This window comes from Klebsiella sp. (genome assembly GCF_027492335.1).
In the GTDB taxonomy this organism is placed as follows: domain Bacteria; phylum Pseudomonadota; class Gammaproteobacteria; order Enterobacterales; family Enterobacteriaceae; genus Klebsiella; species Klebsiella huaxiensis.
Genome location: NZ_JAPUEW010000011.1, coordinates 164,919 through 189,367, shown reverse-complemented (window position 1 = coordinate 189,367; position 24,449 = coordinate 164,919). Strand labels below are relative to the sequence as shown.

General features: G+C 54.0%; 22 protein-coding genes. 17 read left to right on the top strand and 5 right to left on the bottom strand.

The window, feature by feature from the left end:
- The first annotated feature begins 79 nt into the window (after nt 1-79).
- The 7 genes from QVF11_RS05160 (at nt 80) to deoD (ending at nt 8,052) form a co-directional block, all read left to right on the top strand.
- Complete coding sequence (locus QVF11_RS05160) at nt 80-1,153, top strand: patatin-like phospholipase family protein (protein WP_287855428.1); 1,074 nt, start codon at nt 80-82, stop codon at nt 1,151-1,153.
- On the top strand, nt 1,150-1,929 hold the full coding sequence (locus QVF11_RS05155) for a metal-dependent hydrolase (RefSeq protein ID WP_142512628.1): 780 nt from the start codon (nt 1,150-1,152) through the stop codon (nt 1,927-1,929). Before QVF11_RS05160 ends, QVF11_RS05155 begins: the two co-directional genes overlap by 4 nt.
- Nucleotides 1,930-2,075: 146 nt before the next feature.
- Nucleotides 2,076-3,353, top strand: coding sequence for a NupC/NupG family nucleoside CNT transporter (locus QVF11_RS05150; RefSeq protein ID WP_112215077.1), 1,278 nt, complete (start codon nt 2,076-2,078; stop codon nt 3,351-3,353).
- 425 nt (nt 3,354-3,778) lie between these two features.
- The gene (gene deoC, locus QVF11_RS05145) at nt 3,779-4,558 is read left to right on the top strand and encodes a deoxyribose-phosphate aldolase (RefSeq protein ID WP_287855426.1); all 780 of its coding nucleotides are present in this window, start codon (nt 3,779-3,781) and stop codon (nt 4,556-4,558) included.
- A 74-nt stretch (nt 4,559-4,632) separates the two neighbouring features.
- Entirely contained in the window at nt 4,633-5,955 is a 1,323-nt protein-coding gene (gene deoA, locus QVF11_RS05140) for a thymidine phosphorylase (protein WP_142512630.1), read from the top strand.
- A gap of 52 nt (nt 5,956-6,007) precedes the next feature.
- On the top strand, nt 6,008-7,231 hold the full coding sequence (gene deoB / locus QVF11_RS05135) for a phosphopentomutase (protein ID WP_287855424.1): 1,224 nt from the start codon (nt 6,008-6,010) through the stop codon (nt 7,229-7,231).
- Between the two features lie 98 nt (nt 7,232-7,329).
- Nucleotides 7,330-8,052, top strand: a complete 723-nt coding sequence (gene deoD, locus QVF11_RS05130) for a purine-nucleoside phosphorylase (RefSeq protein WP_182236147.1) — start codon at nt 7,330-7,332, stop codon at nt 8,050-8,052.
- A gap of 89 nt (nt 8,053-8,141) precedes the next feature.
- Here deoD and lplA read toward each other — a convergent pair whose 3' ends face one another.
- Entirely contained in the window at nt 8,142-9,158 is a 1,017-nt protein-coding gene (lplA, locus tag QVF11_RS05125) for a lipoate--protein ligase LplA (protein WP_110272792.1), read from the bottom strand.
- 10 nt (nt 9,159-9,168) lie between these two features.
- Nucleotides 9,169-9,810 carry a YtjB family periplasmic protein gene (locus QVF11_RS05120; RefSeq protein ID WP_110272689.1) on the bottom strand — a complete coding sequence of 214 codons (642 nt, stop codon included), beginning with the start codon at nt 9,808-9,810 and terminating at the stop codon, nt 9,169-9,171.
- Nucleotides 9,811-9,914: 104 nt separating this feature from the next.
- On the opposite strand from QVF11_RS05120, the gene serB reads away from it, so the two are divergent.
- The 3 genes from serB to nadR are packed head-to-tail and all read left to right on the top strand — an operon-like array spanning nt 9,915 to nt 13,540.
- Nucleotides 9,915-10,886 carry a phosphoserine phosphatase gene (serB, locus tag QVF11_RS05115; protein WP_112215073.1) on the top strand — a complete coding sequence of 324 codons (972 nt, stop codon included), beginning with the start codon at nt 9,915-9,917 and terminating at the stop codon, nt 10,884-10,886.
- 9 nt (nt 10,887-10,895) lie between these two features.
- Entirely contained in the window at nt 10,896-12,278 is a 1,383-nt protein-coding gene (gene radA, locus QVF11_RS05110; RefSeq protein WP_110272687.1) for a DNA repair protein RadA, read from the top strand.
- A 29-nt stretch (nt 12,279-12,307) separates the two neighbouring features.
- The gene (nadR, locus tag QVF11_RS05105) at nt 12,308-13,540 is read left to right on the top strand and encodes a multifunctional transcriptional regulator/nicotinamide-nucleotide adenylyltransferase/ribosylnicotinamide kinase NadR (protein ID WP_142512632.1); all 1,233 of its coding nucleotides are present in this window, start codon (nt 12,308-12,310) and stop codon (nt 13,538-13,540) included.
- 80 nt (nt 13,541-13,620) lie between these two features.
- On the opposite strand, the gene ettA is transcribed toward nadR, so the two are convergent.
- Nucleotides 13,621-15,288: an energy-dependent translational throttle protein EttA gene (gene ettA / locus QVF11_RS05100; protein ID WP_112215071.1), complete on the bottom strand. Its 1,668-nt coding sequence runs from the start codon at nt 15,286-15,288 to the stop codon at nt 13,621-13,623.
- 346 nt (nt 15,289-15,634) lie between these two features.
- Between ettA and sltY the strand changes: the two genes are divergently transcribed.
- Both sltY and trpR read left to right on the top strand, forming a co-directional pair.
- Nucleotides 15,635-17,572 (top strand): murein transglycosylase, encoded by a 1,938-nt coding sequence (sltY, locus tag QVF11_RS05095; RefSeq protein ID WP_287855417.1) that lies wholly within the window; start codon nt 15,635-15,637, stop codon nt 17,570-17,572.
- Nucleotides 17,573-17,689: 117 nt separating this feature from the next.
- Nucleotides 17,690-18,022 (top strand): trp operon repressor, encoded by a 333-nt coding sequence (trpR, locus tag QVF11_RS05090; protein WP_110272684.1) that lies wholly within the window; start codon nt 17,690-17,692, stop codon nt 18,020-18,022.
- Here the strand turns inward: trpR and yjjX are convergent.
- Nucleotides 18,009-18,524, bottom strand: a complete 516-nt coding sequence (gene yjjX / locus QVF11_RS05085; protein WP_112215068.1) for an inosine/xanthosine triphosphatase — start codon at nt 18,522-18,524, stop codon at nt 18,009-18,011. The two genes, trpR and yjjX, sit on opposite strands and share 14 nt — an antisense overlap.
- A 114-nt stretch (nt 18,525-18,638) precedes the next feature.
- Here yjjX and gpmB point away from each other — a divergent pair, with 114 nt between their 5' ends.
- Nucleotides 18,639-19,286 carry a 2,3-diphosphoglycerate-dependent phosphoglycerate mutase GpmB gene (gpmB, locus tag QVF11_RS05080; protein ID WP_112215067.1) on the top strand — a complete coding sequence of 216 codons (648 nt, stop codon included), beginning with the start codon at nt 18,639-18,641 and terminating at the stop codon, nt 19,284-19,286.
- Here the strand turns inward: gpmB and robA are convergent.
- Nucleotides 19,283-20,152 (bottom strand): MDR efflux pump AcrAB transcriptional activator RobA, encoded by an 870-nt coding sequence (gene robA, locus QVF11_RS05075; RefSeq protein WP_110272681.1) that lies wholly within the window; start codon nt 20,150-20,152, stop codon nt 19,283-19,285. The genes gpmB and robA overlap by 4 nt on opposite strands.
- Nucleotides 20,153-20,361: 209 nt before the next feature.
- On the opposite strand from robA, the gene creA reads away from it, so the two are divergent.
- The 4 genes from creA to creD are packed head-to-tail and all read left to right on the top strand — an operon-like array spanning nt 20,362 to nt 24,398.
- Nucleotides 20,362-20,835, top strand: coding sequence for a protein CreA (creA, locus tag QVF11_RS05070; protein WP_142512637.1), 474 nt, complete (start codon nt 20,362-20,364; stop codon nt 20,833-20,835).
- A gap of 12 nt (nt 20,836-20,847) precedes the next feature.
- Nucleotides 20,848-21,537, top strand: a complete 690-nt coding sequence (creB, locus tag QVF11_RS05065) for a two-component system response regulator CreB (protein ID WP_112215065.1) — start codon at nt 20,848-20,850, stop codon at nt 21,535-21,537.
- The gene (gene creC / locus QVF11_RS05060) at nt 21,537-22,961 is read left to right on the top strand and encodes a two-component system sensor histidine kinase CreC (protein ID WP_287855411.1); all 1,425 of its coding nucleotides are present in this window, start codon (nt 21,537-21,539) and stop codon (nt 22,959-22,961) included. Before creB ends, creC begins: the two co-directional genes overlap by 1 nt.
- A gap of 57 nt (nt 22,962-23,018) precedes the next feature.
- The gene (gene creD, locus QVF11_RS05055) at nt 23,019-24,398 is read left to right on the top strand and encodes a cell envelope integrity protein CreD (protein WP_287855409.1); all 1,380 of its coding nucleotides are present in this window, start codon (nt 23,019-23,021) and stop codon (nt 24,396-24,398) included.
- Nucleotides 24,399-24,449 lie beyond the last annotated feature (51 nt).

The following is a 24,449-nucleotide window of genomic DNA, read 5'->3' as shown; positions in this document are numbered from 1 at the left end:
GCGACTGGCTTTCGCAGTTTCAGGGCGTTAAAAATTGCGTTACCTTTATTTTATATAATAAGTAAGACAGGAAAGCAGGGTGGGACATCGCATTCCCGTAACGCTGGGCAATATCACGCCATTATCTGTAAAACCCTTTCAGCCGGGCAAACTTGCGCTAGTGTGCGAAGGGGGTGGACAGAGAGGGATTTTTACCGCCGGGGTTCTGGACGAATTTATGCGCGCGGGATTCAACCCTTTCGACATGATGTTTGGCACCTCTGCCGGGGCGCAAAATCTGTCGGCCTACATGTGCAACCAGCCTGGCTATGCCCGCAAAGTCATCACGCGATATACCACTGTCCGCGAGTTTTTCGACCCGATGCGCTTTGTACGCGGCGGTAACCTTATTGACCTTGACTGGCTGGTGGACAGCACCGCGAAAAAGATGCCGCTGGCGATGACCTACGCTGAAGATCGTTTTGCCCAGGGGAAACAGTTCTGGATGTGTGCCTGCCGCGGTGATGACTATACGCCGAATTATTTTGCGCCAACCCAGCAGACCTGGCTTGACCTGATTCGCGCCTCCAGTGCCATTCCGGGTTTTTATCGTAGCGGCGTGATGCTGGATGGAGTGAGTTATCTTGATGGCGGCGTCAGCGATGCGATCCCTGTCCAGGAAGCTGCCCGCCGCGGGGCGCAAACTATCGTAGTGATCCGCACGGTTCCTTCCCAGATGTACTATACCCCGCAGTGGTTTAAACGTATGGAGCGCTGGCTTGGGGAAAGCAGCCTACAGCCGTTCGTGAACCTGGTGCAGCATCATGAATCGACTTATCGTTCCACGCAGCAGTTTATTGAGAAACCGCCGGGCAAGCTGCGCATTCTGGAGATTTATCCGCAGAAGCCACTGAAAAGTATGGCATTGGGAAGCCGCCTTTCCGCTTTGCTGGAGGACTATAAGACCGGACGCCAATGCGGACGTTATTTCCTCGCTACGGTTGGTAAGCTGCTGGCCGACAGGCCGCCGCTGCTGCGTCATGCGCCGCGAATTGCCGTGCCCAAAACGGTGGTAGTCCCGCCGGCTCCGGTAGCAAATGAGGTCCTTCAGGCTCCTATTGTTGCGGCACCGCAGGCCAATGACCCCAGCTTTAATAATGAGGATCTGGCGTGACCTTGCGATTTATTGATACCCACTGCCACTTCGACTTTCCCCCTTTTACCGGCGATGAGCGCGCCAGCCTTGCCCGGGCGTCGCAGGCTGGAGTCACGCAGATTGTGGTTCCCGCCATTGAAGCAGACAATTTTGCTCGTGTCCTGGCGCTGGCGGAGCAACATAACGCGCTTTACGCCGCATTAGGTTTACATCCGATAGTGATTGAGCGGCATGATGAGAGCAGCCTGGAGCAACTTGAGGCCCATTTGGCTCAACGCCACAGCAAGCTGGTTGCCGTCGGGGAGATTGGCCTCGATCTTTATCGCGAAGATCCACAATTTGAACGTCAACTTAGCGTATTTGAGGCGCAATTGCGCCTGGCGAAACGATATGATCTGCCAGTAATCCTTCACTCCAGGCGTACTCACGACAAGCTGGCGATGCTGCTAAAAAAACATGCCTTACCGCGAACCGGCGTGGTGCACGGCTTTGCTGGCAGCTTGCAGCAGGCAGAGCGTTTTGTGCAACTGGGTTATAAAATTGGCGTGGGCGGCACGATTACCTACCCGCGCGCCAGTAAAACCCGCGACGTTATGGCGCAACTGCCGCTTTCGGCGCTGCTGTTGGAGACCGATGCGCCGGATATGCCATTAAATGGCTTTCAGGGTCAGCCCAACAGGCCTGAGCAGGCTGCTCGCGTTTTCTCCACTTTATGCGAGCTACGTCAGGAGCCCGCAGAGGAGATAGCTAATGCCATGATTTGTAATACAAAAGAGATTTTTCCTATTCCATGATGTCTTGTTGAGTGATCTGTGTCTCATTCCTGCCTTTTTGTCTCATTGTTTTGCTTAAAATGTGTGAGCTGAGATAAGCGTGATGTTTTCATGCCGTTATAATCGCGGGGTTTTTAGGCTGAACTATCAATACACAGGGACTCTGTATGCAAATTCTCATGGGACTTATCGGCATGGTGGTGCTGTTGGCCATTGCTGTGCTCCTTTCCAGTAATCGAAAAGCCATCAATATGCGTACCGTTCTTGGCGCCTGGATTCTTCAGGTAGGGATCGGTGCATTAATCCTCTACGTACCGGCCGGGCGCACGGCGCTGCTGGCTATGTCGAACGGCGTTGCTAACGTCATTGCTTACGGCAACGAGGGCATCAGCTTTATTTTTGGCGGGCTGGTTTCCGATAAGATGTTTGAGGTATTCGGTGGCGGCGGGTTTGTTTTTGCTCTGCGCGTTCTGCCGGTCATCGTTTTCTTCTCCTCGCTGATCGCCGTACTTTACTATCTCGGCATTATGCAGTTTGTCATCCGCATTCTCGGCGGGGCGCTGCGTGCGGTGCTGAAAACTTCGCGCACGGAATCGCTCTCCGCGACGGCGAATATCTTCGTCGGCCAAACCGAAGCACCGCTGGTGGTACGTCCTTATATTGCGACGATGACCCGCTCTGAACTTTTTGCGGTGATGTGTGGTGGTCTGGCCTCTGTTGCGGGGTCGGTTCTTGCAGGTTATGCCCAGATGGGCGTGCCGCTCGAATATCTGATTGCCGCTTCGTTTATGGCGGCACCGGGCGGTCTGCTGTTCGCGAAGATTATCGTGCCCGAAACCGAGCAGCCTCATGATGATCCGGCGCTGGAAAAAAATGATGCCGATCCAGAGGCCCCGGCAAACGTTCTGGACGCTGCCGCGTCCGGTGCCGCTTCCGGGATGCAGTTGGCGCTTAACGTGGGCGCGATGTTGCTGGCGTTTATCGCGCTTATCGCGCTGGTCAACGGTATTCTCTCCGGCGTAGGTGGCTGGTTTAACCATCCGGACCTGTCGCTGCAAATGATCCTTGGCTGGGTCTTCTCGCCGCTGGCGTGGGTGATTGGTGTACCGTGGAGCGAGGCAACCGTTGCTGGTTCATTTATCGGCCAGAAGCTGATCATTAACGAGTTTGTTGCTTATATGAACTTCGGCGAATATCTCAAGGCTGATGCCGAGGTGGCCGCTGCTGGCTTGCAGGTGATTTCAACGCAAACCAAGGCCATCATCTCCTTTGCTTTGTGTGGTTTTGCCAACCTGTCGTCGATAGCGATTCTGATTGGCGGGTTGGGCGGTATGGCTCCCAGCCGCCGCCAGGAAATTGCTCAATTAGGCATGCGGGCCGTTGCGGCGGGTACGCTCTCTAACCTGATGAGCGCCACAATTGCCGGCGTATTCCTCGCGTTATAACTTCGCTGTTAACTCCCAGGATGCCAGCGGTAATGTCGCCGCTGGCATCTCTCTTCTGATTGTTATAATCCCATCATTTCTTAATTGAAATAAAATCATTAATTATCAATTGATAATGGATTTGATTGTATTTTTTCGCACAAAATGCGCGCACCGATGTCGAGTTGTAGTGCGTTGTTATGTTATTATAATAACATTATCGCAGGCTCAAGAATCCTGATTATGCTTAAAGAGAGTTTCGGGCTTGTGATGCATCTGTTGAGCTTTATTATGTGATTTTTATCACGTTACAGTAATGCAAATTAGCAATTAGTTTTCATTAACTGTGAAGTATATCGAAGTGTGACTGCGAGGTGATGTTACAATAGTAACAGACTCGCAAGGTGAACAAACTTTAAATCGGCAATAGGCCGTCGGAGTATGAAATGACAGATTTATCTGCAAGCAGCCTGCGCGCGTTGAAATTGATGGACCTGACCACCCTGAATGATGACGACACTAATGAAAAGGTGATCGCCCTGTGTCATCAGGCAAAAACTCCGGTAGGTAATACCTCTGCGGTTTGTATCTACCCGCGCTTTATCCCCATTGCGCGTAAGACGCTGAACGAGCAGGGCACCCCGGACATCCGCATTGCGACAGTCACCAACTTCCCGCACGGTAACGATGACATTGATATCGCGCTGGCGGAAACCCGTGCGGCAATTGCCTACGGTGCCGATGAAGTAGATGTCGTGTTCCCATACCGTGCGCTGATTGCGGGCAATGAGCAGGTCGGTTTTGATCTGGTGAAAGCCTGTAAAGAAGCCTGCGCGGCGGCAAACGTTCTGCTGAAAGTGATTATCGAAACCGGTGAGCTGAAAGAAGAGGCGCTGATTCGTAAGGCTTCTGAAATTTCTATTAAAGCCGGTGCGGATTTCATTAAAACCTCTACTGGTAAAGTCCCGGTAAACGCGACGCCGGAAAGCGCGCGCATCATGCTGGAAGTTATTCGCGATATGGGCGTGGAAAAAACCGTTGGTTTCAAACCAGCTGGCGGGGTGCGTAGCGCAGAAGACGCGCAGCAATTCCTCGCCATTGCCGACGAATTGTTCGGTGCCGACTGGGCTGACTCTCGCCACTACCGCTTTGGCGCATCCAGCCTGCTGGCAAGCCTGCTGAAAGCGCTGGGCCACGGGGACGGCAAGAGCGCCAGCAGCTATTAAGCCTTTTATTGCCGGGTGGCGCGAGGCTTACCCGGCCTACAATTGCCTTCGGCTCACTTCTTCAGGAGGTTATCTTGTTTCTCGCACAAGAAATAATTCGTAAAAAACGTGATGGTCATGCGCTGAGCGATGAAGAAATTCGGTTTTTCATCAACGGCATCCGCGATAACACCATCTCAGAAGGCCAGATCGCCGCGCTGGCGATGACCATCTTTTTCCACGATATGTCTATGCCAGAACGGGTTTCGCTGACCATGGCGATGCGGGATTCAGGAACCGTTCTGGACTGGAAGAGCCTTAATCTCAACGGTCCGATCGTCGATAAACACTCCACCGGCGGCGTAGGTGATGTTACCTCACTGATGCTAGGGCCAATGGTCGCAGCCTGCGGCGGCTATGTGCCGATGATTTCCGGGCGTGGTCTCGGTCATACCGGCGGCACCCTCGACAAATTGGAAGCGATTCCGGGTTTTGATATTTTCCCGGACGACAGCCGTTTTCGTGAAATTATTCAAGACGTCGGTGTGGCGATTATTGGGCAGACCAGCTCGCTCGCACCGGCGGATAAACGTTTTTATGCCACCCGCGACATTACCGCGACGGTGGACTCCATCCCGCTGATTACCGCTTCGATTCTGGCCAAAAAACTGGCTGAAGGTCTGGACGCGCTGGTCATGGATGTGAAAGTCGGTAGCGGCGCGTTTATGCCGACCTACGAGCTTTCCGCTGCGCTGGCCGAAGCGATCGTTGGCGTTTCCAACGGCGCGGGCGTGCGCACCACCGCACTGCTGACCGACATGAACCAGGTACTGGCTTCCAGTGCCGGTAACGCGGTGGAAGTGCGTGAAGCGGTACAATTCCTGACCGGTGAATACCGCAATCCGCGCCTGCTTGATGTGACGATGGCGCTGTGCGTTGAGATGTTAATTTCCGGCAAGCTGGCGGATAACGACGCCGATGCGCGGGCAAAACTGCAGACGGTGCTGGATAACGGTAAAGCTGCAGAAGTCTTTGGTCGAATGGTCGCCGCGCAGAAAGGGCCGAAAGATTTTATCGAAAATTACGATAACTACCTGCCAACCGCGATGCTGAGCAAAGCGGTCTACGCTGAAAGTGCTGGGTTTGTCGCGGAAATGGACACTCGTGCGCTGGGTATGGCGGTGGTATCCATGGGCGGCGGTCGCCGTCAGGCATCGGATTTGATTGATTACAGCGTGGGTTTCACCGATGTAGTTCGCCTCGGCGACAGCGTAGACACGCAGCGGCCGCTGGCGGTTATCCATGCTAAGGATGAAAACAGCTGGCAGGAAGCAGCCAAAGCAGTTAAAGCGGCTATTAAACTCGACGATAAAGCGCCTGAAATTACGCCAACGGTCTATCGTCGTATTACTGAATAGTTATATACTGATCTGATCGCTTTTTTGCAGCGTAAAAGGTACGGAGAATAATATGAAACGTGCATTTATTATGGTGCTGGACTCCTTCGGCATCGGTGCGACTGAAGATGCGGAGCGCTTTGGCGACGTAGGTTCAGACACCATGGGCCATATTGCAGAAGCCTGCGCCAAAGGCGAGGCTGATAACGGTCGCAAAGGCCCGCTGAATTTGCCTAACCTGACTCGTCTGGGTCTGGTGAAAGCACATGAAGGTTCTACCGGCAAAATTGCCGCCGGAATGGACGGCAACGCGGAAGTGATTGGTGCTTACGCATGGGCGCATGAACTCTCTTCCGGTAAAGATACGCCGTCAGGCCACTGGGAAATTGCCGGTGTGCCGGTTCTGTTTGACTGGGGTTATTTCCCGGAGCATGAAAACAGCTTCCCGCAGGAGTTGTTGGATAAACTGGTTAAGCGCGCTAATTTGCCGGGCTATCTCGGCAATTGCCACTCTTCCGGTACTGTTATCCTCGACCAACTGGGCGAAGAGCATATGAAAACCGGCAAGCCGATTTTCTATACCTCTGCTGACTCGGTATTCCAGATTGCCTGCCATGAAGAGACTTATGGTCTCGATAAACTCTACGCGCTGTGTGAAATCGCTCGTGAAGAGCTGACCGAAGGCGGCTACAACATTGGTCGCGTTATCGCACGTCCGTTTATCGGTGATAAAGCGGGTAACTTCCAGCGTACTGGCAACCGCCATGACCTCGCCGTTGAGCCACCTGCGGCGACCGTGCTGCAGAAGCTGGTCGACGAGAAAAATGGTCAGGTCGTTTCTGTCGGTAAAATCGCCGATATCTACGCCAACTGCGGTATCACTAAAAAAGTGAAAGCGACCGGCCTGGATGCGCTGTTTGACGCCACCATCAAAGAGATGAAAGAAGCGGGTGACGAGACCATCGTCTTCACTAACTTCGTCGACTTCGACTCTTCCTGGGGCCATCGTCGTGATATCGCTGGTTACGCCGCCGGACTGGAATTGTTCGATCGCCGTCTGCCTGAGCTGATGGCGCTGGTGGGTGAAGATGACATTCTGATCCTGACCGCCGACCACGGCTGTGACCCTAGCTGGACCGGTACTGACCATACCCGTGAACACATTCCGGTTCTGGTTTATGGCCCAAAAGTGAAACCGGGCTCGCTTGGTCACCGTGAAACCTTTGCGGATATCGGCCAGACCCTTGCTAAATACTTTGGCACGTCCGACATGGAATATGGCAAGGCTATGTTCTAAGGTTATTGCCCGGTGGCGCTATGCTTACCGGGTCTACGGTTTTGTAGGCCGGGCAAGGCTCGCCGCCGCCCGGCAAAAAAATTAAAAAGGAACTGAAGATGGCAACTCCACATATTAACGCCGAGATGGGTGATTTCGCTGACGTCGTATTGATGCCGGGCGACCCGCTGCGCGCGAAGCACATTGCAGAAACTTTCCTTGAAGACGTACGTGAAGTGAACAACGTGCGCGGCATGCTGGGCTTCACCGGCACCTATAAAGGCCGCAAAATTTCCGTTATGGGCCACGGCATGGGGATCCCATCCTGCTCTATTTATGCGAAAGAGCTGATCACCGACTTTGGTGTGAAGAAAATCATTCGCGTAGGCTCCTGCGGTGCCGTGCGTATGGACGTTAAGTTGCGTGACGTGGTTATCGGTATGGGTGCTTGCACCGACTCTAAAGTTAACCGTATGCGTTTTAAAGACCATGACTTCGCGGCAATCGCAGACTTTGGTATGGTGCGTAACGCGGTTGATGCGGCAAAAGCGCTGGGCGTCGACGCGCGCGTCGGTAACATCTTCTCTGCTGATCTGTTCTATGCACCGGACGGCGGCGAGATGTTCGACGTGATGGAGAAATACGGCATTCTGGGCGTAGAAATGGAAGCGGCCGGTATCTACGGCGTCGCTGCGGAGTTCGGGGCGAAAGCGCTGACCATCTGCACCGTATCTGACCATATCCGTACCCACGAGCAGACCTCTGCTGCTGAGCGTCAGACGACCTTCAACGATATGATCAAAATCGCGCTGGAATCCGTTCTGCTGGGCGATAAAGAGTAAGTATTGTGTTGCCCGGTAGCGCTGAAATTACCGGGCCTGCGCAAAACCTGTAGGCCGGATAAGGCGTAGCCGCCATCCGGCTTTTTTTATCAGCGCACCGCCCCGGCAATCCACGCCGACAGCTCCCGTAGCTCCTTCTCCTGCTCCGGGAAATCCACTAATAATGCATCGCACTCCTGCTGCAGCCTATCTGCGCGATACAGGCAGCCCTGCAATCTTGCAGCCAGCGCTTCCAACGGGGCCGGGTTCAGGCTGTCGGTAAAGACCTGAGTTCGTGTGATATGGCCTTTCTCGACGTCGAAATGCAGCTCTACGCCACCCCAGGTAAATCGCTCGTCCAACAGGTGAGAGAAGGCGGGCGCCTGGCCAAAGTTCCACTCCCAACTGCTCTGACGGGCAAAGGTATCGGCAAAGTTCGGCAGATCCGGCATTTTGTCAGGAGAGATAATTTCAGCCTCAACGCGTTCGCCATAGTGGGCAAAGAATGCCTCCTGAATCGCCTCGCAGACCCGCTGATGCGTAATGCCCGGCAGCAGTTCGACCAGGTTCGCCACGCGTCCGCGTACGGAGGTGATCCCTTTTGCCTGTAGCTTTTTCTTATCGGGATTCAGATAGTTAGCCAGACGACTTAAATCCGCGTTCAGCAGCAGGGTACCGTGGTGAAAGCCGCGATCCATTGTTTCGCGATAGGCGGAGCCGGAGACCTTGCGGTCGCCCTCGGCGGTTTTCACCACCAGATCGTTGCGCCCTGAGGCCTCCGCCGTGACCCCCAGCGAATTCAGCGCCGTCAGGACAATATTGGTGGAGACCGTCTTATCATACTCCGGTTTACCGGCCATAAAGGTAAAGCAGGTATTGCCCAGATCGTGGAAGACCGCGCCGCCGCCGCTGCTGCGGCGCGCCAGGCGCACGTTGTCCTCTTCCATGCGTCGGGTATTGCACTCTTTCCATGGGTTTTGTGCGCGGCCGATAACCACCGTATCGGCATTACGCCACAGAAACAGTACCCGTTGCGTGGCGGGCATTTGGCGAAAAATCGACTCTTCAACCGCCAGGTTGAACCACGGGTCGTAAGAGTCGGAAAGCAGCAGGCGCAGCGTGGACATAACGATTTCCTTATTCTGATTCATCTTTATCTTCATCCTGCACCGGCTTATTGGCGGTGAGCAGGAAAGGGGATTGCTGCCAGCGGGTGCGTTTACCTTGCAGCAGAGTACGCGTCAGCACCACGCCGATGGCCAGCGACAGCAGCAGCATCAGGCGTAAGATATTGGTGGTATTATCTACTTGCTGGGCTTCGGTGGCTAACGTATGGGTATCCAGCGTCAAGCGCAGATAGCCGAGGGGGCCGTTTTTACCCTGAATGGGTTCGACGATTTGCTGATTGAAGTAACCGCCCGCTTTCTTACCGTCCAGCGCCAGCCGATCGCGTACCTCGATACTTTCGCCGGAACGCGCGACCAGGTCGCCCTGTTCGTCATAAACGCCGGCGTCCAGTATGCGACTTTTGTGAGTAAGCTGCTCCAGCAGTTGGCTAATCCGCTTTTCATCGGGTGTTTCATTACGCATCAGCGGCGCCAGGTTTAACGTTACCTGTTGAGCGAGCGTGCGAGCCAGTTCTTCTAACTGCGGGTTGCGCTGCTTTTGACTATTCTGGCTGAACCACGACGCACCCTGCATCAGGGCGACGAGGAGCGCGAGACAGATCAGAACAATAACAGCGCGGTGCAGCCGGAATTTAAGTTTTGCGCGTACCATATTCCACCTTTGAAAATTTGCAGCTTAATGTTGCCAGAAGCGCTGGTTACAAGGTAGCCTCATGCGTTATTTTCCTCGCCTGAATGAAGTTATGTGGAGCCGTGATGCCAAACAGTTTGACCTGGTGCGACCTGCCTGAAGATGTTTCCCTGTGGCCTGGATTGCCGCTTTCCCTAAGCGGTGATGAGGTCATGCCGTTGGATTATCATGCCGGACGCAGCGGCTGGCTGCTGTATGGCCGCGGTCTTAACAAGCGTCGTCTGACGGAATGGCAGCGTGAGCTGGGCGCAGCGTTAGTCATCGTTGCTTCATGGGTCGTTGAAGACTATCAGGTCATTCGTATGGCCGGTTCGCTGACGTTACGGGCAACTCGTCTGGCGCATGACGCCGGGCTGGACGTTGCGCCGCTAGGTAAAATTCCGCATTTGCGTACGCCGGGCTTGCTGGTCATGGATATGGACTCAACGGCGATTCAGATCGAATGCATTGATGAAATCGCCAAACTGGCCGGTACCGGTGAACTGGTTTCGGAAGTGACCGAGCGGGCGATGCGCGGCGAACTCGATTTTACCGCCAGCCTGCGCCAGCGGGTGGCTACGCTGAAAGATGCCGATGCCAATATTCTGCTGCAAGTGCGTGAAACGCTGCCGCTGATGCCGGGGTTGACGCAGTTGGTTCTGAAGCTGGAAACGCTTGGCTGGAAAGTGGCGATTGCCTCCGGCGGCTTTACCTTCTTTGCCGAGTATCTGCGCGACAAACTGCATCTCGACGCGGTGTTTGCCAACGAGCTGGAGATCATGGACGGGAAGCTGACCGGCAACGTTCTTGGCGATATCGTTGATGCTAAATATAAAGCTAATACGCTGCGCAAACTGGCGGAAAAGTATGAGATCCCGCATGCGCAGACCGTGGCGATTGGCGATGGCGCCAACGATCTGCCGATGATTAAAGCGGCAGGACTTGGTATTGCCTATCATGCGAAACCAAAAGTGAATGAACTGGCGGAAGTGACAATCCGCCATGCTGACCTGATGGGGGTATTTTGTATTCTCTCCGGCAGCATGAACCAAAAGTAAGAGGTTAACGTGGCGAAAGCTCCAAAACGCGCATTTGTCTGTAATGAATGCGGTGCGGATTATCCGCGCTGGCAGGGGCAGTGCAGCGCCTGTCATGCCTGGAATACCATCACCGAAATGCGCATTGCCGCTTCGCCGCAGGTGGCAAGAAATGAGCGTCTGTCAGGGTACGCCGGTAATGCTGGCGTCTCGAAAGTGCAGAAACTCTCTGAGATCAGCCTGGAAGCGCTGCCGCGTTTTTCGACCGGCTTTAAAGAGTTCGACCGCGTGCTCGGCGGCGGTGTGGTGCCGGGCAGCGCGATTCTGATTGGCGGCAGCCCTGGCGCGGGTAAATCGACGCTGCTGCTGCAAACCCTGTGCAAGCTGTCAGAAGGCATGAAAACGTTGTACGTCACCGGGGAAGAGTCGCTCCAGCAGGTGGCGATGCGCGCTCATCGTTTAGCGCTGCCGACTGCTAATCTCAATATGTTATCTGAAACCAGCATTGAGCAAATCTGCCAGATTGCTGACGAAGAAAAGCCGCAGCTGATGGTTATCGACTCCATCCAGGTGATGCATATGGCCGACGTGCAGTCGTCGCCGGGCAGCGTGGCCCAGGTACGTGAAACGGCAGCCTATTTAACGCGCTTTGCTAAAACTCGCGGTGTGGCGATTATTATGGTCGGCCACGTCACCAAAGATGGTTCTCTGGCCGGGCCAAAAGTGCTGGAGCACTGTATCGATTGCTCTGTTTTGCTTGATGGTGATGCTGACTCCCGTTTCCGAACTCTGCGTAGCCATAAAAACCGCTTCGGCGCAGTCAATGAGCTGGGCGTATTCGCCATGACCGAGCAGGGCCTGCGTGAGATTAGTAACCCATCGGCCATCTTCCTGAGTCGCGGGGATGAAGTGACCTCCGGTAGTTCGGTGATGGTGGTCTGGGAAGGTACTCGCCCGCTGTTGGTGGAAATCCAGGCGCTGGTCGATCACTCGATGATGTCTAATCCGCGCCGCGTGGCGGTGGGGCTGGAGCAAAACCGTCTGGCGATACTGCTGGCGGTGCTACATCGTCACGGCGGCCTGCAGATGGCCGACCAGGACGTATTCGTCAACGTTGTTGGCGGGGTGAAGGTCACCGAGACCAGCGCTGACCTGGCGCTGCTACTGGCGATGGTTTCCAGCCTGCGCGATCGTCCGTTGCCGCAGGATCTGGTAGTCTTCGGCGAAGTGGGGCTGGCAGGTGAGATCCGTCCAGTGCCGAGTGGCCAGGAGCGCATTTCAGAAGCGGCTAAACATGGTTTTCGTCGGGCAATTGTACCTGCGGCCAACGTGCCGAAAAAAGCGCCGGAAGGGATGCAAATCTTTGGCGTGAAGAAGCTTGCGGACGCACTTAGCGTCTTTGACGACTTATAGACATATAATAAGTTAAAAGGAGACTCTCTATGTCGTCATTTGACTATTTAAAAAGCGCCATTAAGCAGAAGGGTTGTACGCTACAGCAGGTGGCGGACGCCAGCGGGATGACAAAAGGCTATTTGAGCCAACTGCTGAACGCCAAAATTAAAAGCCCGAGCGCGCAGAAGCTGGAAGCGCTGCACCGGTTTCTGGGGCTGGAGTTTCCACGTCGGCAAAAAAGCGTGGGCGTGGTTTTTGGTAAATTTTATCCGCTGCATACCGGGCATATCTATTTGATTCAGCGCGCCTGTAGCCAGGTCGATGAGCTGCATATCATTATGGGTTACGACGATCCTCGCGATCGTGAGCTGTTTGAAAAGAGTGCGATGTCGCAGCAGCCAACCGTCCCGGATCGTCTGCGCTGGTTGCTACAAACCTTTAAATATCAAAAAAATATTCGTATCCATGCTTTCAATGAAGAGGGCATGGAGCCTTATCCGCACGGCTGGGATGTCTGGAGTCGTGGGATCCGCGCCTTTATGAGCGAGAAGGGTATCGAGCCAAACTGGATCTACACCTCGGAAGAGGCCGATGCGCCGCAGTATCTGGAGCATCTGGGTATCGAAACCGTACTTGTCGATCCGAAACGCACCTTTATGAACATCAGCGGTGGGCAGATTCGTGAAAACCCGTTCCGCTACTGGGAATATATTCCGACTGAAGTGAAGCCGTTCTTTGTGCGTACGGTGGCGATTCTCGGCGGCGAGTCGAGCGGTAAATCGACGCTAGTGAATAAGCTATCCAATATCTTTAACACCACCAGCGCCTGGGAATATGGCCGTGATTATGTTTTTTCGCATCTCGGTGGCGATGAGATGGCGCTGCAATATTCCGACTATGACAAGATTGCTCTCGGTCATGCGCAGTATATTGATTTTGCAGTGAAATACGCCAATAAGGTGGCGTTTATCGATACCGATTTCGTCAGCACCCAGGCGTTTTGTCTGAAGTATGAAGGGCGAGAACATCCTTTCGTTCAGGCGCTGATCGATGAGTATCGCTTTGACCTGGTTATCCTGCTGGAGAACAATACGCCTTGGGTGGCTGATGGTCTGCGTAGCCTTGGTAGTTCAGTGGATCGCAAGGAGTTCCAGACGCTGCTGGTGTCGTTGCTCAGAGAGAATGAGATCGACTTCGTGCATGTAAAAGAGGCGGATTACGATGCCCGCTTCCTGCGCTGCGTCGAGCTGGTCAAAGAGATGATGGGTGAGCAGGGGTAGATCCTCTGTAGCCTGATGCCTTCTCCCACTGGGAGAGGGAGCAGACATTAAAAAGGGCAACTTGCGTTGCCCTTTTACTTTTATTTCGAGATACGCTTGTACTTGATACGCTTCGGCTCCAGCGCGTCTGCGCCGAGGGTGCGTTTCTTGTACTCTTCGTATTCGGTGAAGTTACCTTCAAAGAACTCGACTTTACCTTCGTCCTGATAATCCAGAATGTGGGTTGCTACGCGGTCAAGGAACCAACGGTCGTGCGAGATAACCATCGCGCAGCCCGGGAATTCCAACAGGGCGTTTTCCAGCGCACGCAGGGTTTCGATGTCCAGGTCGTTGGTTGGTTCATCGAGCAGCAGTACGTTACCGCCAACCTGCAGCAGCTTCGCCAGATGCAGACGACCGCGCTCACCGCCGGACAGTTCGCCCACGCGTTTGCCCTGATCGACACCCTTAAAGTTAAAGCGGCCCACGTAAGCACGGCTTGGCATTTCGGTGTTGCCGATACGCATAATATCTTGCCCGCCGGAAACTTCTTCCCACACGGTTTTGCTGTTATCCATCGCGTCACGGAACTGATCAACGGAGGCCAGCTTCACGGTGTCGCCCAGGGTAATTGTGCCGCTATCAGGTGCTTCCTGACCGGACATCATGCGGAACAGGGTGGATTTACCCGCACCGTTCGGACCGATGATGCCGACGATAGCCCCTTTCGGTACTGAGAAACTCAGGTCGTCAATCAGTACGCGATCGCCGTAAGATTTACGCAGGTTACTGACTTCAACCACTTTATCGCCCAGACGAGCGCCTGGTGGAATAAACAGTTCGTTAGTTTCGTTACGTTTCTGGTATTCAGCACTGTTCAGCTCTTCAAAGCGTGCCAGACGGGCTTTCCCCTTAGACTGACGGCCTTTCGCGCCCTGACGAACCCACTCCAGCTCTTTCTCGATAGATTTACGACGGGCTGCTTCCTGAGAAGCTTCTTGCGCCAGACGTTGATCTTTCTGCTCCAGCCAGGAAGAGTAGTTACCTTCCCACGGAATACCTTCGCCGCGGTCAAGCTCAAGGATCCAACCGGCAACGTTATCGAGGAAGTAACGGTCGTGGGTAATCGCCACGACGGTACCTTCGAAGTCGTGCAGGAAGCGTTCCAGCCACGCCACGGATTCGGCATCCAGGTGGTTAGTCGGTTCGTCGAGCAGCAGCATGTCTGGTTTTTCGAGCAGCAGACGGCACAGTGCCACGCGGCGACGTTCACCACCGGACAGATTGGTGATTTTGGCATCCCAATCCGGCAGACGCAGGGCATCCGCGGCGCGCTCAAGTTGCACGTTCAGGTTATGGCCATCGTGCGCCTGAATGATCTCTTCAAACTTGCCCTGCTGAGCGGCGAGTTTGTCGAAATCGGCATCCGGTTCAGCGTACTTCGCGTACACCTCGTCCAGACCCTTCAGCGCGTTGACCACTTCGGCCACGGCTTCTTCGACCGATTCACGAACGGTCTGCTCTGGATTCAGCTTTGGTTCCTGCGGCAGGTAGCCGATTTTCAGACCAGGCTGCGGACGAGCTTCGCCTTCGATATCGGTATCGATGCCGGCCATGATGCGTAGCAGGGTAGACTTACCGGCGCCGTTCAGGCCGAGAACGCCGATTTTTGCGCCAGGGAAGAAGCTCAGGGAGATATTTTTCAGAATATGACGTTTCGGCGGAACCACTTTGCCGACACGATGCATGGTATAAACGAATTGAGCCACGTTGGACTTCGCCTCTTTTATATACTCTTCATCCTTCAGGCTGCCTCTGCGTTGGCTGCATTCGAAAACCCTGGTCACATAGCCATCTATGCTCGCAGGGATTTTCTCTCTTGCCGCCTTGATGCAGCCAGAATGATTTTGAGTAGGGTAGTGAATAGTTATCAAAGGCGAAGTGTAGCCTTTTTCGCGCTTTAATCCCAGCGAGGCGATGGGATTCACAAAAGAGTAAAAAAATGTTCAGGACATGGCGCATTTAGCGTTGTCTGATTAGCATATCTACGTAATACCTGAAATTTTTGCAGGCGGCATGATGCTGCTGTGGTGCACATGAATAGAGGAAGAGCTTGTGGAAAAAGCTAAAACTGTGACGTGGCGTCTTCTGGCTGCCGGCGTGAGTCTGCTGACGTTAAGCCAACTGGCGCATGCGGATTCACTGGATGAACAACGCAGCCGCTATGCTCAAATTAAACAGGCGTGGGACAACCGACAAATGGATGTCGTTAACCAGTTGATGCCGACGCTGACGACTTACCCGCTCTATCCTTATCTCCAGTACCGGCAGATATCCGATGATTTGATGAACCAACCCGCTCTGGTGGTGACCAATTTTATCGCTTCCAACCCGACGCTGCCCCCGGCGCGATCGCTGAAATCACGTTTCGTCAACGAGCTGGCGCGTCGTAGCGACTGGCGTGGCCTGTTGTCCTTCAGCCCGGATAAACCAGCCAGCACCGAAGCACAGTGTAATTACTACTATGCAAAATGGAGTGTGGGCCAAACGCAGGAAGCCTGGGATGGGGCGAAAGAGCTGTGGCTGAGTGGCAAAAGCCAGCCAAACGCCTGCGACCAGCTGTTTGGTGCCTGGCGCGCCTCCGGCCAGCAGGATCCGTTGGCTTACCTTGAGCGGATCCGTCTGGCGATGAAGGCGGGAAATACCAGTCTGGTTCGGGTTCTGGCCCAGCAGATGCCGTCTGATTATCAAACAATTTCGACGGCGGTTGTCGCGCTGGCTAACGATCCCAATAGCGTCATGACTTTCGCCCGCACTACCGGGGCGACGGACTTTACGCGCCAGATGGCGGCGGTCGCTTTTGCCAGTGTTGCGCGTCAGGATGCGGAAAACGCGCGCCTGATGATCCCATCGTTAGCGCAGGCGCAGCAACTGAATGAAGACCAAATCCAGGAGCTGCGGGATATTGTCGCCTGGCGTCTGATGGGCAACGACGTGACTGAAGAGCAGGCTATCTGGCGCGATGATGCCATTATGCGTTCGCAATCCACCTCGCTGGTGGAACGCCGGGTGCGGATGGCGCTTGGCGCTGCAGATCGACGTGGTTTGAACACCTGGCTGGCGCGTTTGCCGATGGAGGCGAAAGAGAAGGATGAGTGGCGCTACTGGCAGGCCGATCTACTGCTGGAGCGCGGGCGTGATGATGAAGCCAAAGACATTTTGCGTTCTCTGATGCAACAACGCGGCTTCTACCCGATGGTCGCTGCCCAGCGTCTTGGCGAAGAGTACACTTTCCGCATCGATAAAGCGCCGGCTAATCTCGATCCGGCGTTAACCTCCGGGCCGGAAATGGCGCGGGTTCGCGAGCTGATGTACTGGAATATGGATAATACCGCGCGTAGCGAGTGGGCGAACCTGGTCACCAGCAAGACCAAAGATCAGCAGGCGCAGCTGGCGCGGTATGCGTTTAATCAGAACTGGTGGGATCTAAGCGTCCAGGCCACGATCGCCGGGAAATTATGGGATCAGTTGGAAGAGCGTTTTCCGCTGGCTTATAACGACCTCTTTACCCGCTATATCAGCGGTAAAGATATTCCGCAAAGCTACGCGATGGCGATTGCGCGTCAGGAGAGCGCCTGGAACCCGAAAGCCGGTTCACCGGTGGGTGCCCGCGGCCTGATGCAGATTATGCCGGGTACAGCTACGCATACGGTGAAGATGTTTAATATTCCGGGTTACAGCGGCACGTCGCAGCTGCTGGATCCGGAAATGAATATCAACATCGGTACCAGCTACCTGCAATATGTTTATCAGCAGTTTGGCAACAATCGTATCTTCGCCTCTGCGGCCTATAATGCGGGTCCAGGACGCGTTCGTACCTGGCGCGGCAACAGCGGTGGGCGTATCGATGCAGTGGCGTTTATCGAGAGTATTCCGTTCTCGGAAACGCGCGGCTACGTGAAAAACGTCCTGTCTTATGATGCCTACTATCGCTACTTCATGGGACAAAAAGATACGCTGATGAGCGATGCGGAGTGGAAGCTGCGCTACTAATACCATCACCTTCGGGCAACATAGCATTTTGCTATGTTGCCCGAAATCCATAGAGTACGGACAGAAGTATGTTATGCTTTGTACTCGTTTGTGAGTACACACGACAGGTGGCGTAACATGACCCAACAATCCCCTTATTCAGCAGCCGTAGCCGAACAGCGTCATCAGGAGTGGCTCCGCTTCGTGGCGCTTTTGCAGCAGGCATACGCCGACGATTTGCATCTGCCGCTTTTACAACTCATGCTGACTCCCGACGAGCGCGAGGCGCTGGGGACGCGAGTGCGCATTATTGAAGAGCTGCTGCGCGGCGAGATGAGCCAGCGCGAGCTGAAAAACGAGCTTGGCGCCGGGATTGCCACCATCACCCGCGGTTCGAATAGCCTGAAGTCAGCCCCGGCGGAGCTTCGCCAGTGGCTGGAACAATCGCTGCTGAAAGTTAACGATAAATAGCGTTATGGAATGGGCTGAGCGCCAGCACGACCGCTTGATGGTAAACGCTGCTGCGCGTAAGCTTCCCGGCGGTAAAGACGCCAATGGCTCCCTCTTTGCGACCAATCTCATCGATGCCGGTATACTGCGACATCACCGGCCCCAGGGCTTCGCCAGCGCGAACTTTTTCCAGAATAACTTGTGGGAGCGGCAGGGTCGCTGAGCGCGCTTCGCCGCGCAGATTCCCATCATCAATCACCACCCAGCTAAAAGTGCTGCCTTCGTCGATCCCGGCTTCAATGGCGACCCAGAAGTCGGCATTCGGCTGCGCGCGGCGCGCATTTGTCACGCGGTTTCGTGCGCCAGCACGCGTTTCGTCGCTACCGAACGGCTGTTCTGGCACGCCGCTCTCGACGGATACGGACTCAATATGGCAGGATCCTTCACCGAAGATCTCGTTAAAAGCCTGCAGAATTGCCTGAATTTTGGCGGGATTAGTGGTAGCTGAGACAACATGGTGCATAATCAAAACAACTCAGAATTACTTAACATCATCGCAGTATACTCCAAATCATTGTTGCTGCTTGCGGCTATGCTTGTAACTCAATGGTTAAGAGCTCAGAACGGATAATAAAGCATGTTAGAGGTATACCTTGTTCGCCACGGCGAAACGCAGTGGAACGCCGAGCGACGTATTCAGGGCCAGTCGGATAGTCCACTTACCGCCCACGGTGAGCGTCAGGCCTGGCAAGTCGGCGAGCGTGCCAGAACGTTGGGGATAACGCATATTATCGCCAGCGATTTAGGCCGTACGCGGCGCACGGCGGAAATTATTGCTGAAGCCTGCGGTTGCAACATCATTCCTGATCCCCGCTTGCGTGAGCTGGATATGGGCGTGCTTGAGAAACGCCATATCGACTCGTTGAGCGAGGAAGAAGAGGGTTGGCGCCGGCAACTGGTTAACGGCACGCCTGACGGTCGTATTCCGCAAGGGGAGTCAATGCAAGAGCTGAGCGATCGTATGCACGCGGCGCTGGCGTCTTGTCTGGAACTGCCTGCGGGAAGTCGGCCGCTGCTGGTGAGTCATGGGATGGCGCTGGGCTGCCTGGTGAGTACGATTCTTGGCTTGCCGGCGTATGCTGAACGTCGCTTGCGTCTGCGCAACTGCTCCATTTCCCGCGTTGATTATCAGCAAAGCCCCTGGCTGGCATCAGGCTGGGTTGTAGAAACCGCGGGGGATGTTTCGCATCTTGATGCCCCCGCGATGGATGAACTACAGCGTTAACGACGAATCGGGATCAGGTACTCGCAGCGCAGCTGAATAGGTGGTTCCTGATTCCGACTTTCATCTTCCGGGAAGAAACGCTCAATATCCAGACCCTTACGGCGGGTGAGGTTGAGCATTGGCATACAGGTACCGTAAACCGTCAGGATAAATTCCTGTAAACCCGTACCTAAACCTTCGTAGGTAAACATCACGTACTCGCCGCCTTCCAGAATAACTGGATGGGAATTGTGCAGGTGACCGTTAGCCAGTTCTGGTGTCAGCGCGGTGGTGTAGAACACCTCTTGCTCATCGTCTTTATCCTGGCTTGGACGCGGCTCATGCAGCCCGTACAAGGTCGGAGGAATCGTCGGTGTATTGGCAAGGAATTCTCGCCAGAATTGGACGCGCATCTGGTTACGGAAATCGGAGATTTCCTCCAGCTTGCAGGTGTAGCTCTGGGTGACGCCAACCAGTTGAGTCGTGTTAAGGGTGACAAACTCGTGTTTCGGCATCGCGAACTCGCCCAGACGCAGTGGGGGACGCATACCGTAAGAGCTCCAGTCTGGAGAACGACGATAAAGAGCTGGCGTTAGTGAAAATTGCTTTTTGAACGCGCGCGTAAAGGTCTGCTGCGAATCAAAGCGATACTGCAACGCAATATCCAGAATCGGACGCGCGGTCAGGCGTAGGGCTACCGCCGACTTGGATAAGCGACGGGCGCGAATATAGGCACCGATGGCGTGGCCGGTTACGTCCTTGAACATTCTTTGTAAATGCCACTTGGAATAGCCAGCCTTCGCTGCCACATTGTCCAGTGAGAGTGGCTGATCCAGGTGACCTTCCAGCCAGCTAAGGAGATCGCGAATAATCCCTGCTTGATCCATAAAATATCCCCATCCTTAAACTCAGGTGCCTGATACTAAAGGTAGCGGATAATAGCATTTTTTGATGTTTTAGCATTCAGTGTTTTTTTTGCTTTTAAATGCGATTATTCCAGATGTTATGGTGGTGATTTTGTAAAGCTGTGATCTATAAAACTTTTCTTCTTAATGTGTGATAATCACTCAGCTAAATTTTTAAGAATGGTAACAATATGAAATACAAGAAGTTAGTTGCGAGTATGTTTTTACTGGCCGGCTGTCAGATGGCGCAGGCGGAGCAAATCGGCTCGGTGGATACTGTGTTTAAGTTTCTCGGACCGGACCATAAGATAGTCGTTGAGGCTTTTGACGACCCGGATGTCCAGAACGTGACGTGCTATATCAGCCGGGCGAAAACCGGGGGAATTAAAGGCGGGTTAGGGCTGGCGGAAGATACCTCTGATGCCGCGATATCCTGTCAGCAGGTAGGGCCCATTGAGCTGACGGATAAAATCAAAAAAGGCAAAACCCAGGGCGATGTGGTCTTCCAGAAACGTACCTCGCTGGTATTTAAAAAGCTGCAGGTCGTGCGTTTTTACGATGCCAAACGTAACGCGCTGGTCTATCTGACCTATTCGGATAAAATCGTTGACGGCTCGCCGAAGAATGCCATTAGTGCCGTGCCGATTATGCCATGGAATAAATAACAGGGAACGACGATGCAACAACCGCGGATCTGGTTGGTGGAAGATGAGTTGAGCATTGCGGATACGCTAGTCTACATGCTCCAACAGGAAGGTTTTATCGTTACGGCGTTTGAACGTGGACTGCCTGCACTTGATGCGGCTCACCATCAGATACCCGACCTGGCGATTCTGGATGTTGGGCTGCCTGATATCAGCGGCTTTGAACTATGCCGTCGACTGCTGGCCCGCCATCCGGCGCTACCGGTGCTGTTTCTGACGGCCCGCAGTGAAGAGGTGGATAAGTTACTTGGCCTGGAAATCGGTGCTGATGATTATATTGCCAAGCCTTTTTCCCCTCGTGAAGTCTGCGCCAGAGTGCGCACTGTTCTGCGGAGGTTGCAGAAATTCGCGGCTCCTTCACCGCTACTGCGCGTGGGGGAGTTTACGCTTAATGATGCCTCCGCTCTGGTGACGTGGTGCGGTCAATCGTTGAATCTGACCCGCTATGAGTTTCTGCTGTTAAAAACGCTACTGCACGCCCCTGGTCGCATATTTTCCCGCCAGCAGCTTATGGAGCAGGTATGGGGCGATGCGAACGAGAGCTTCGATCGCACCGTTGATACCCATATCAAAACCCTGCGCGCTAAGCTGCGTGAAATAAACCCCAACGTTTCCCCGATCAATACGCATCGCGGCATGGGATATAGCCTCGGAGGCTTCTGATGCGGATCGGAATGCGATTGCTACTCGGCTATTTTCTGATTGTGGCGATTGCGGCGTGGTTTGTTCTCTCCATTTTCGTCCAGGAGATTAAGCCGGGCGTGCGGCGGGCAACGGAAGGCACGTTGATCGATACCGCGACCTTGCTTGCTGAATTGGCTCGTGAAGACCTGCTTTCCGCTGATCCGCAGCATGGACGCCTGGCCCAGGCCTTTCAAACGCTTCATCGTCAGCCGATCAACGCCAACATTGCCGGTATTAACAAAGTTCGCAATGAATATCACGTCTACATGACTGATGCGCAGGGGAAGGTGGTGTTTGATTCCACGGGTAAAGCGCTGGGACAAGACTACTCTCGCTGGAACGATGTCTGGCTCACATTGCGCGGCCAGTACGGTGCGCGAAGCACGCGCAGTGACCCGAACGATGATAATAGTTCGATTATGTATATTGCCGCACCGGTCACTGATCATGGGCGAATTATTGGCGTGCTGAGCGTCGGCAAACCCAACCTGGCCATGGTACCGGTTATCAAACGTAGCGAGCGGCGTATTCTGTGGGCGAGTGGGGCACTGCTGGGAATTGCACTACTGATTGGCGCCGGGATGGTGTGGTGGATTAATTTCTCCATCGGTAAGCTGGTTCGTTATGCAGATTCGGTGACTGCCGACCGGCCGGTTCCGTTGCCGGATGTGGGCAGCAGCGAACTGCGTAAGCTGGCGCAAGCGCTGGAGAGTATGCGTCTCAAGCTGGAGGGTAAAAACGCGATTGAGAACTATGTTTATGCGCTGACTCATGAGCTGAAGAGTCCGCTGGCGGCAATTCGCGGCGCGGCGGAAATTCTCCATGAAGGTCCTCCACCTGAGATAGCTGCGCGCTTTACTGGCAATATCCTCGCGCAAAATGCGCGGATGCAGTCGCTGGTGGAGAATTTGCTCCAGCAGGCGCGTCTTGAAAACAGGCTAGAGATTGCGCGGCGTCCTGTCTCTGTCGCTGCTCTTTTTGGCCGCCTGGCTGAGGAGCGCGAAATAGCGCTAGCGGCGAAAAAGCTCACTCTCCACTGGCAGGAGACCAATCTGTCAGTTGTGGGGGATAGCGAACTCCTGGCGCAGGCGCTAGGTAATTTGCTGGATAATGCTATTGATTTCACGCCTGTTGAAGGAGAGATCCTGCTTGGCGCAGAGGAAAGCGATGGTGGCGTGCTATTAACGGTGAGCGATACGGGTAGCGGTATTCCAGATTATGCCCTGGGACGCATCTTTGAGCGCTTCTATTCTTTACCGCGTGAAAATGGCCATAAAAGCAGTGGCCTGGGTCTGGCATTTGTTCGTGAAGTCGCGCGCCTGCATCAGGGGGATATCCAACTGCTTAATCGCCCTGAAGGCGGCGTGTGCGCTTTGCTAAGACTTCACGCTCACTTCACATAGCTTCAAACTCCCCCCACATAGCCCATCTAAGGTGTGCCTATCACTAAGGAGAGGGCTATGTTGAAATCACCACTATTCTGGAAAATGAGCACCCTGCTGGGATGCATTTTACTGTTGTCGATCCCGCTGATGATCGTCAGGCAACTGATCGTTGAACGCGCGGATTATCGCAGCGATGTTGTCGATGCTCTGCAGAGCAGTACTAGCGGGCCGCAAAAGCTGACCGGGCCGCTGATTGCTATTCCCGTTACCGAGACGCTGACCCGCATTGAAGATAAAAAAGAGGTTGAGTATCAACGTAGTTGGCTGCATTACTGGTTGCCAGAAACGCTGGCGATAACCGGAAAGCAGAATGTTGAATCGCGGAAAATCGGCATTTATGAAGGTCAAATCTGGCACAACGATCTCGGAATTAAAGCGCATTTCGATATTTCCCGTCTGGCTGAACTCAAAAAAGACAATATTGCATTGGGCCAACCTTTTATGGTGGTCGGCGTTAGCGATGCGCGCGGGATTGGCGCTATTGTCGCGCCGCAGATTAATGGTGAGGCGTTGCCCGTAGAACCCGGACTCGGTCTTAGCGGTAGCGGAGAGGGAGTTCATATGCCGATGCCGTTGTTGTCATCTGAACAAAAAACGCTGGATGTTGAATTCACACTTAACCTGAACGGAACCGGGAGCTTCTCGGTGGTGCCGATCGGACGCAACAGTGAGCTACAACTGACCAGCAACTGGGCGCACCCTGGTTTTCTCGGCGATTTTCTCCCGGTTAACCGTGAGGTCACTCCCTCTGGCTATAGTGCGCACTGGCAAAGTAGCTGGTTTGCAAACAACATGGCCCGTTTTTTCGTAGACGATCGTGAGATTGAGTGGCGTCAGCTACCTGCTTTTAATGTTAACGTCACGACCCCTGCCGATCAGTACCAACTGACCGATCGGGCGACGAAATATGCCATTCTTTTGATTTCACTAACTTTCATGGCATTTTTCGTATTCGAAAGTTTAACTCAGTGTCGTTTGCACCCGATGCAGTATCTGTTGGTGGGGCTGTCGTTAGTGATGTTCTACCTGGTATTGCTGGCACTTTCTGAGCATATCGGCTTTACGCTATCCTGGATTGTCGCCAGCCTGATAGGGGCATTAATCAACGGGGTGTATCTGCATGCCGTCATGAAAGGGTGGCGTAATAGTTTGCTTTTCGTCTGCGCGTTATTACTGCTGGATGGTGTGATGTGGATGCTCTTGCGTTCGGAAGATAGTGCCTTGTTGTTGGGGACTGGAGTGCTGCTATTGGCGTTGAGTGCGCTAATGTTCCTGACACGACATGTCGACTGGTATGCTTTATCTCTCCCGAAGCCGAAGGAAGAGCAGCCCGGCGGTGATGGCAATGACGGTGGTGATAGTGGTAGCGACGACAAACTCAGAATCTGGAAATAAAAAAACGGCGCGAATAGCGCCGTTTTTACGTTATGACAGCAAGAAAAACCG

Coding starts and splice junctions, on each gene's coding strand:
- QVF11_RS05150 (WP_112215077.1), top strand. CDS start 2,076: ATGCAAATTCTCATGGGACTTATCGGCATGGTGGTGCTGTTGGCCATT.
- deoC (WP_287855426.1), top strand. CDS start 3,779: ATGACAGATTTATCTGCAAGCAGCCTGCGCGCGTTGAAATTGATGGAC.
- deoB (WP_287855424.1), top strand. CDS start 6,008: ATGAAACGTGCATTTATTATGGTGCTGGACTCCTTCGGCATCGGTGCG.
- deoD (WP_182236147.1), top strand. CDS start 7,330: ATGGCAACTCCACATATTAACGCCGAGATGGGTGATTTCGCTGACGTC.
- lplA (WP_110272792.1), bottom strand. CDS start 9,158: ATGTCCACGCTGCGCCTGCTGCTTTCCGACTCTTACGACCCGTGGTTC.
- QVF11_RS05120 (WP_110272689.1), bottom strand. CDS start 9,810: ATGGTACGCGCAAAACTTAAATTCCGGCTGCACCGCGCTGTTATTGTT.
- serB (WP_112215073.1), top strand. CDS start 9,915: ATGCCAAACAGTTTGACCTGGTGCGACCTGCCTGAAGATGTTTCCCTG.
- nadR (WP_142512632.1), top strand. CDS start 12,308: ATGTCGTCATTTGACTATTTAAAAAGCGCCATTAAGCAGAAGGGTTGT.
- trpR (WP_110272684.1), top strand. CDS start 17,690: ATGACCCAACAATCCCCTTATTCAGCAGCCGTAGCCGAACAGCGTCAT.
- yjjX (WP_112215068.1), bottom strand. CDS start 18,524: ATGCACCATGTTGTCTCAGCTACCACTAATCCCGCCAAAATTCAGGCA.
- gpmB (WP_112215067.1), top strand. CDS start 18,639: ATGTTAGAGGTATACCTTGTTCGCCACGGCGAAACGCAGTGGAACGCC.
- robA (WP_110272681.1), bottom strand. CDS start 20,152: ATGGATCAAGCAGGGATTATTCGCGATCTCCTTAGCTGGCTGGAAGGT.
- creA (WP_142512637.1), top strand. CDS start 20,362: ATGAAATACAAGAAGTTAGTTGCGAGTATGTTTTTACTGGCCGGCTGT.
- creB (WP_112215065.1), top strand. CDS start 20,848: ATGCAACAACCGCGGATCTGGTTGGTGGAAGATGAGTTGAGCATTGCG.
- creC (WP_287855411.1), top strand. CDS start 21,537: ATGCGGATCGGAATGCGATTGCTACTCGGCTATTTTCTGATTGTGGCG.
- creD (WP_287855409.1), top strand. CDS start 23,019: ATGTTGAAATCACCACTATTCTGGAAAATGAGCACCCTGCTGGGATGC.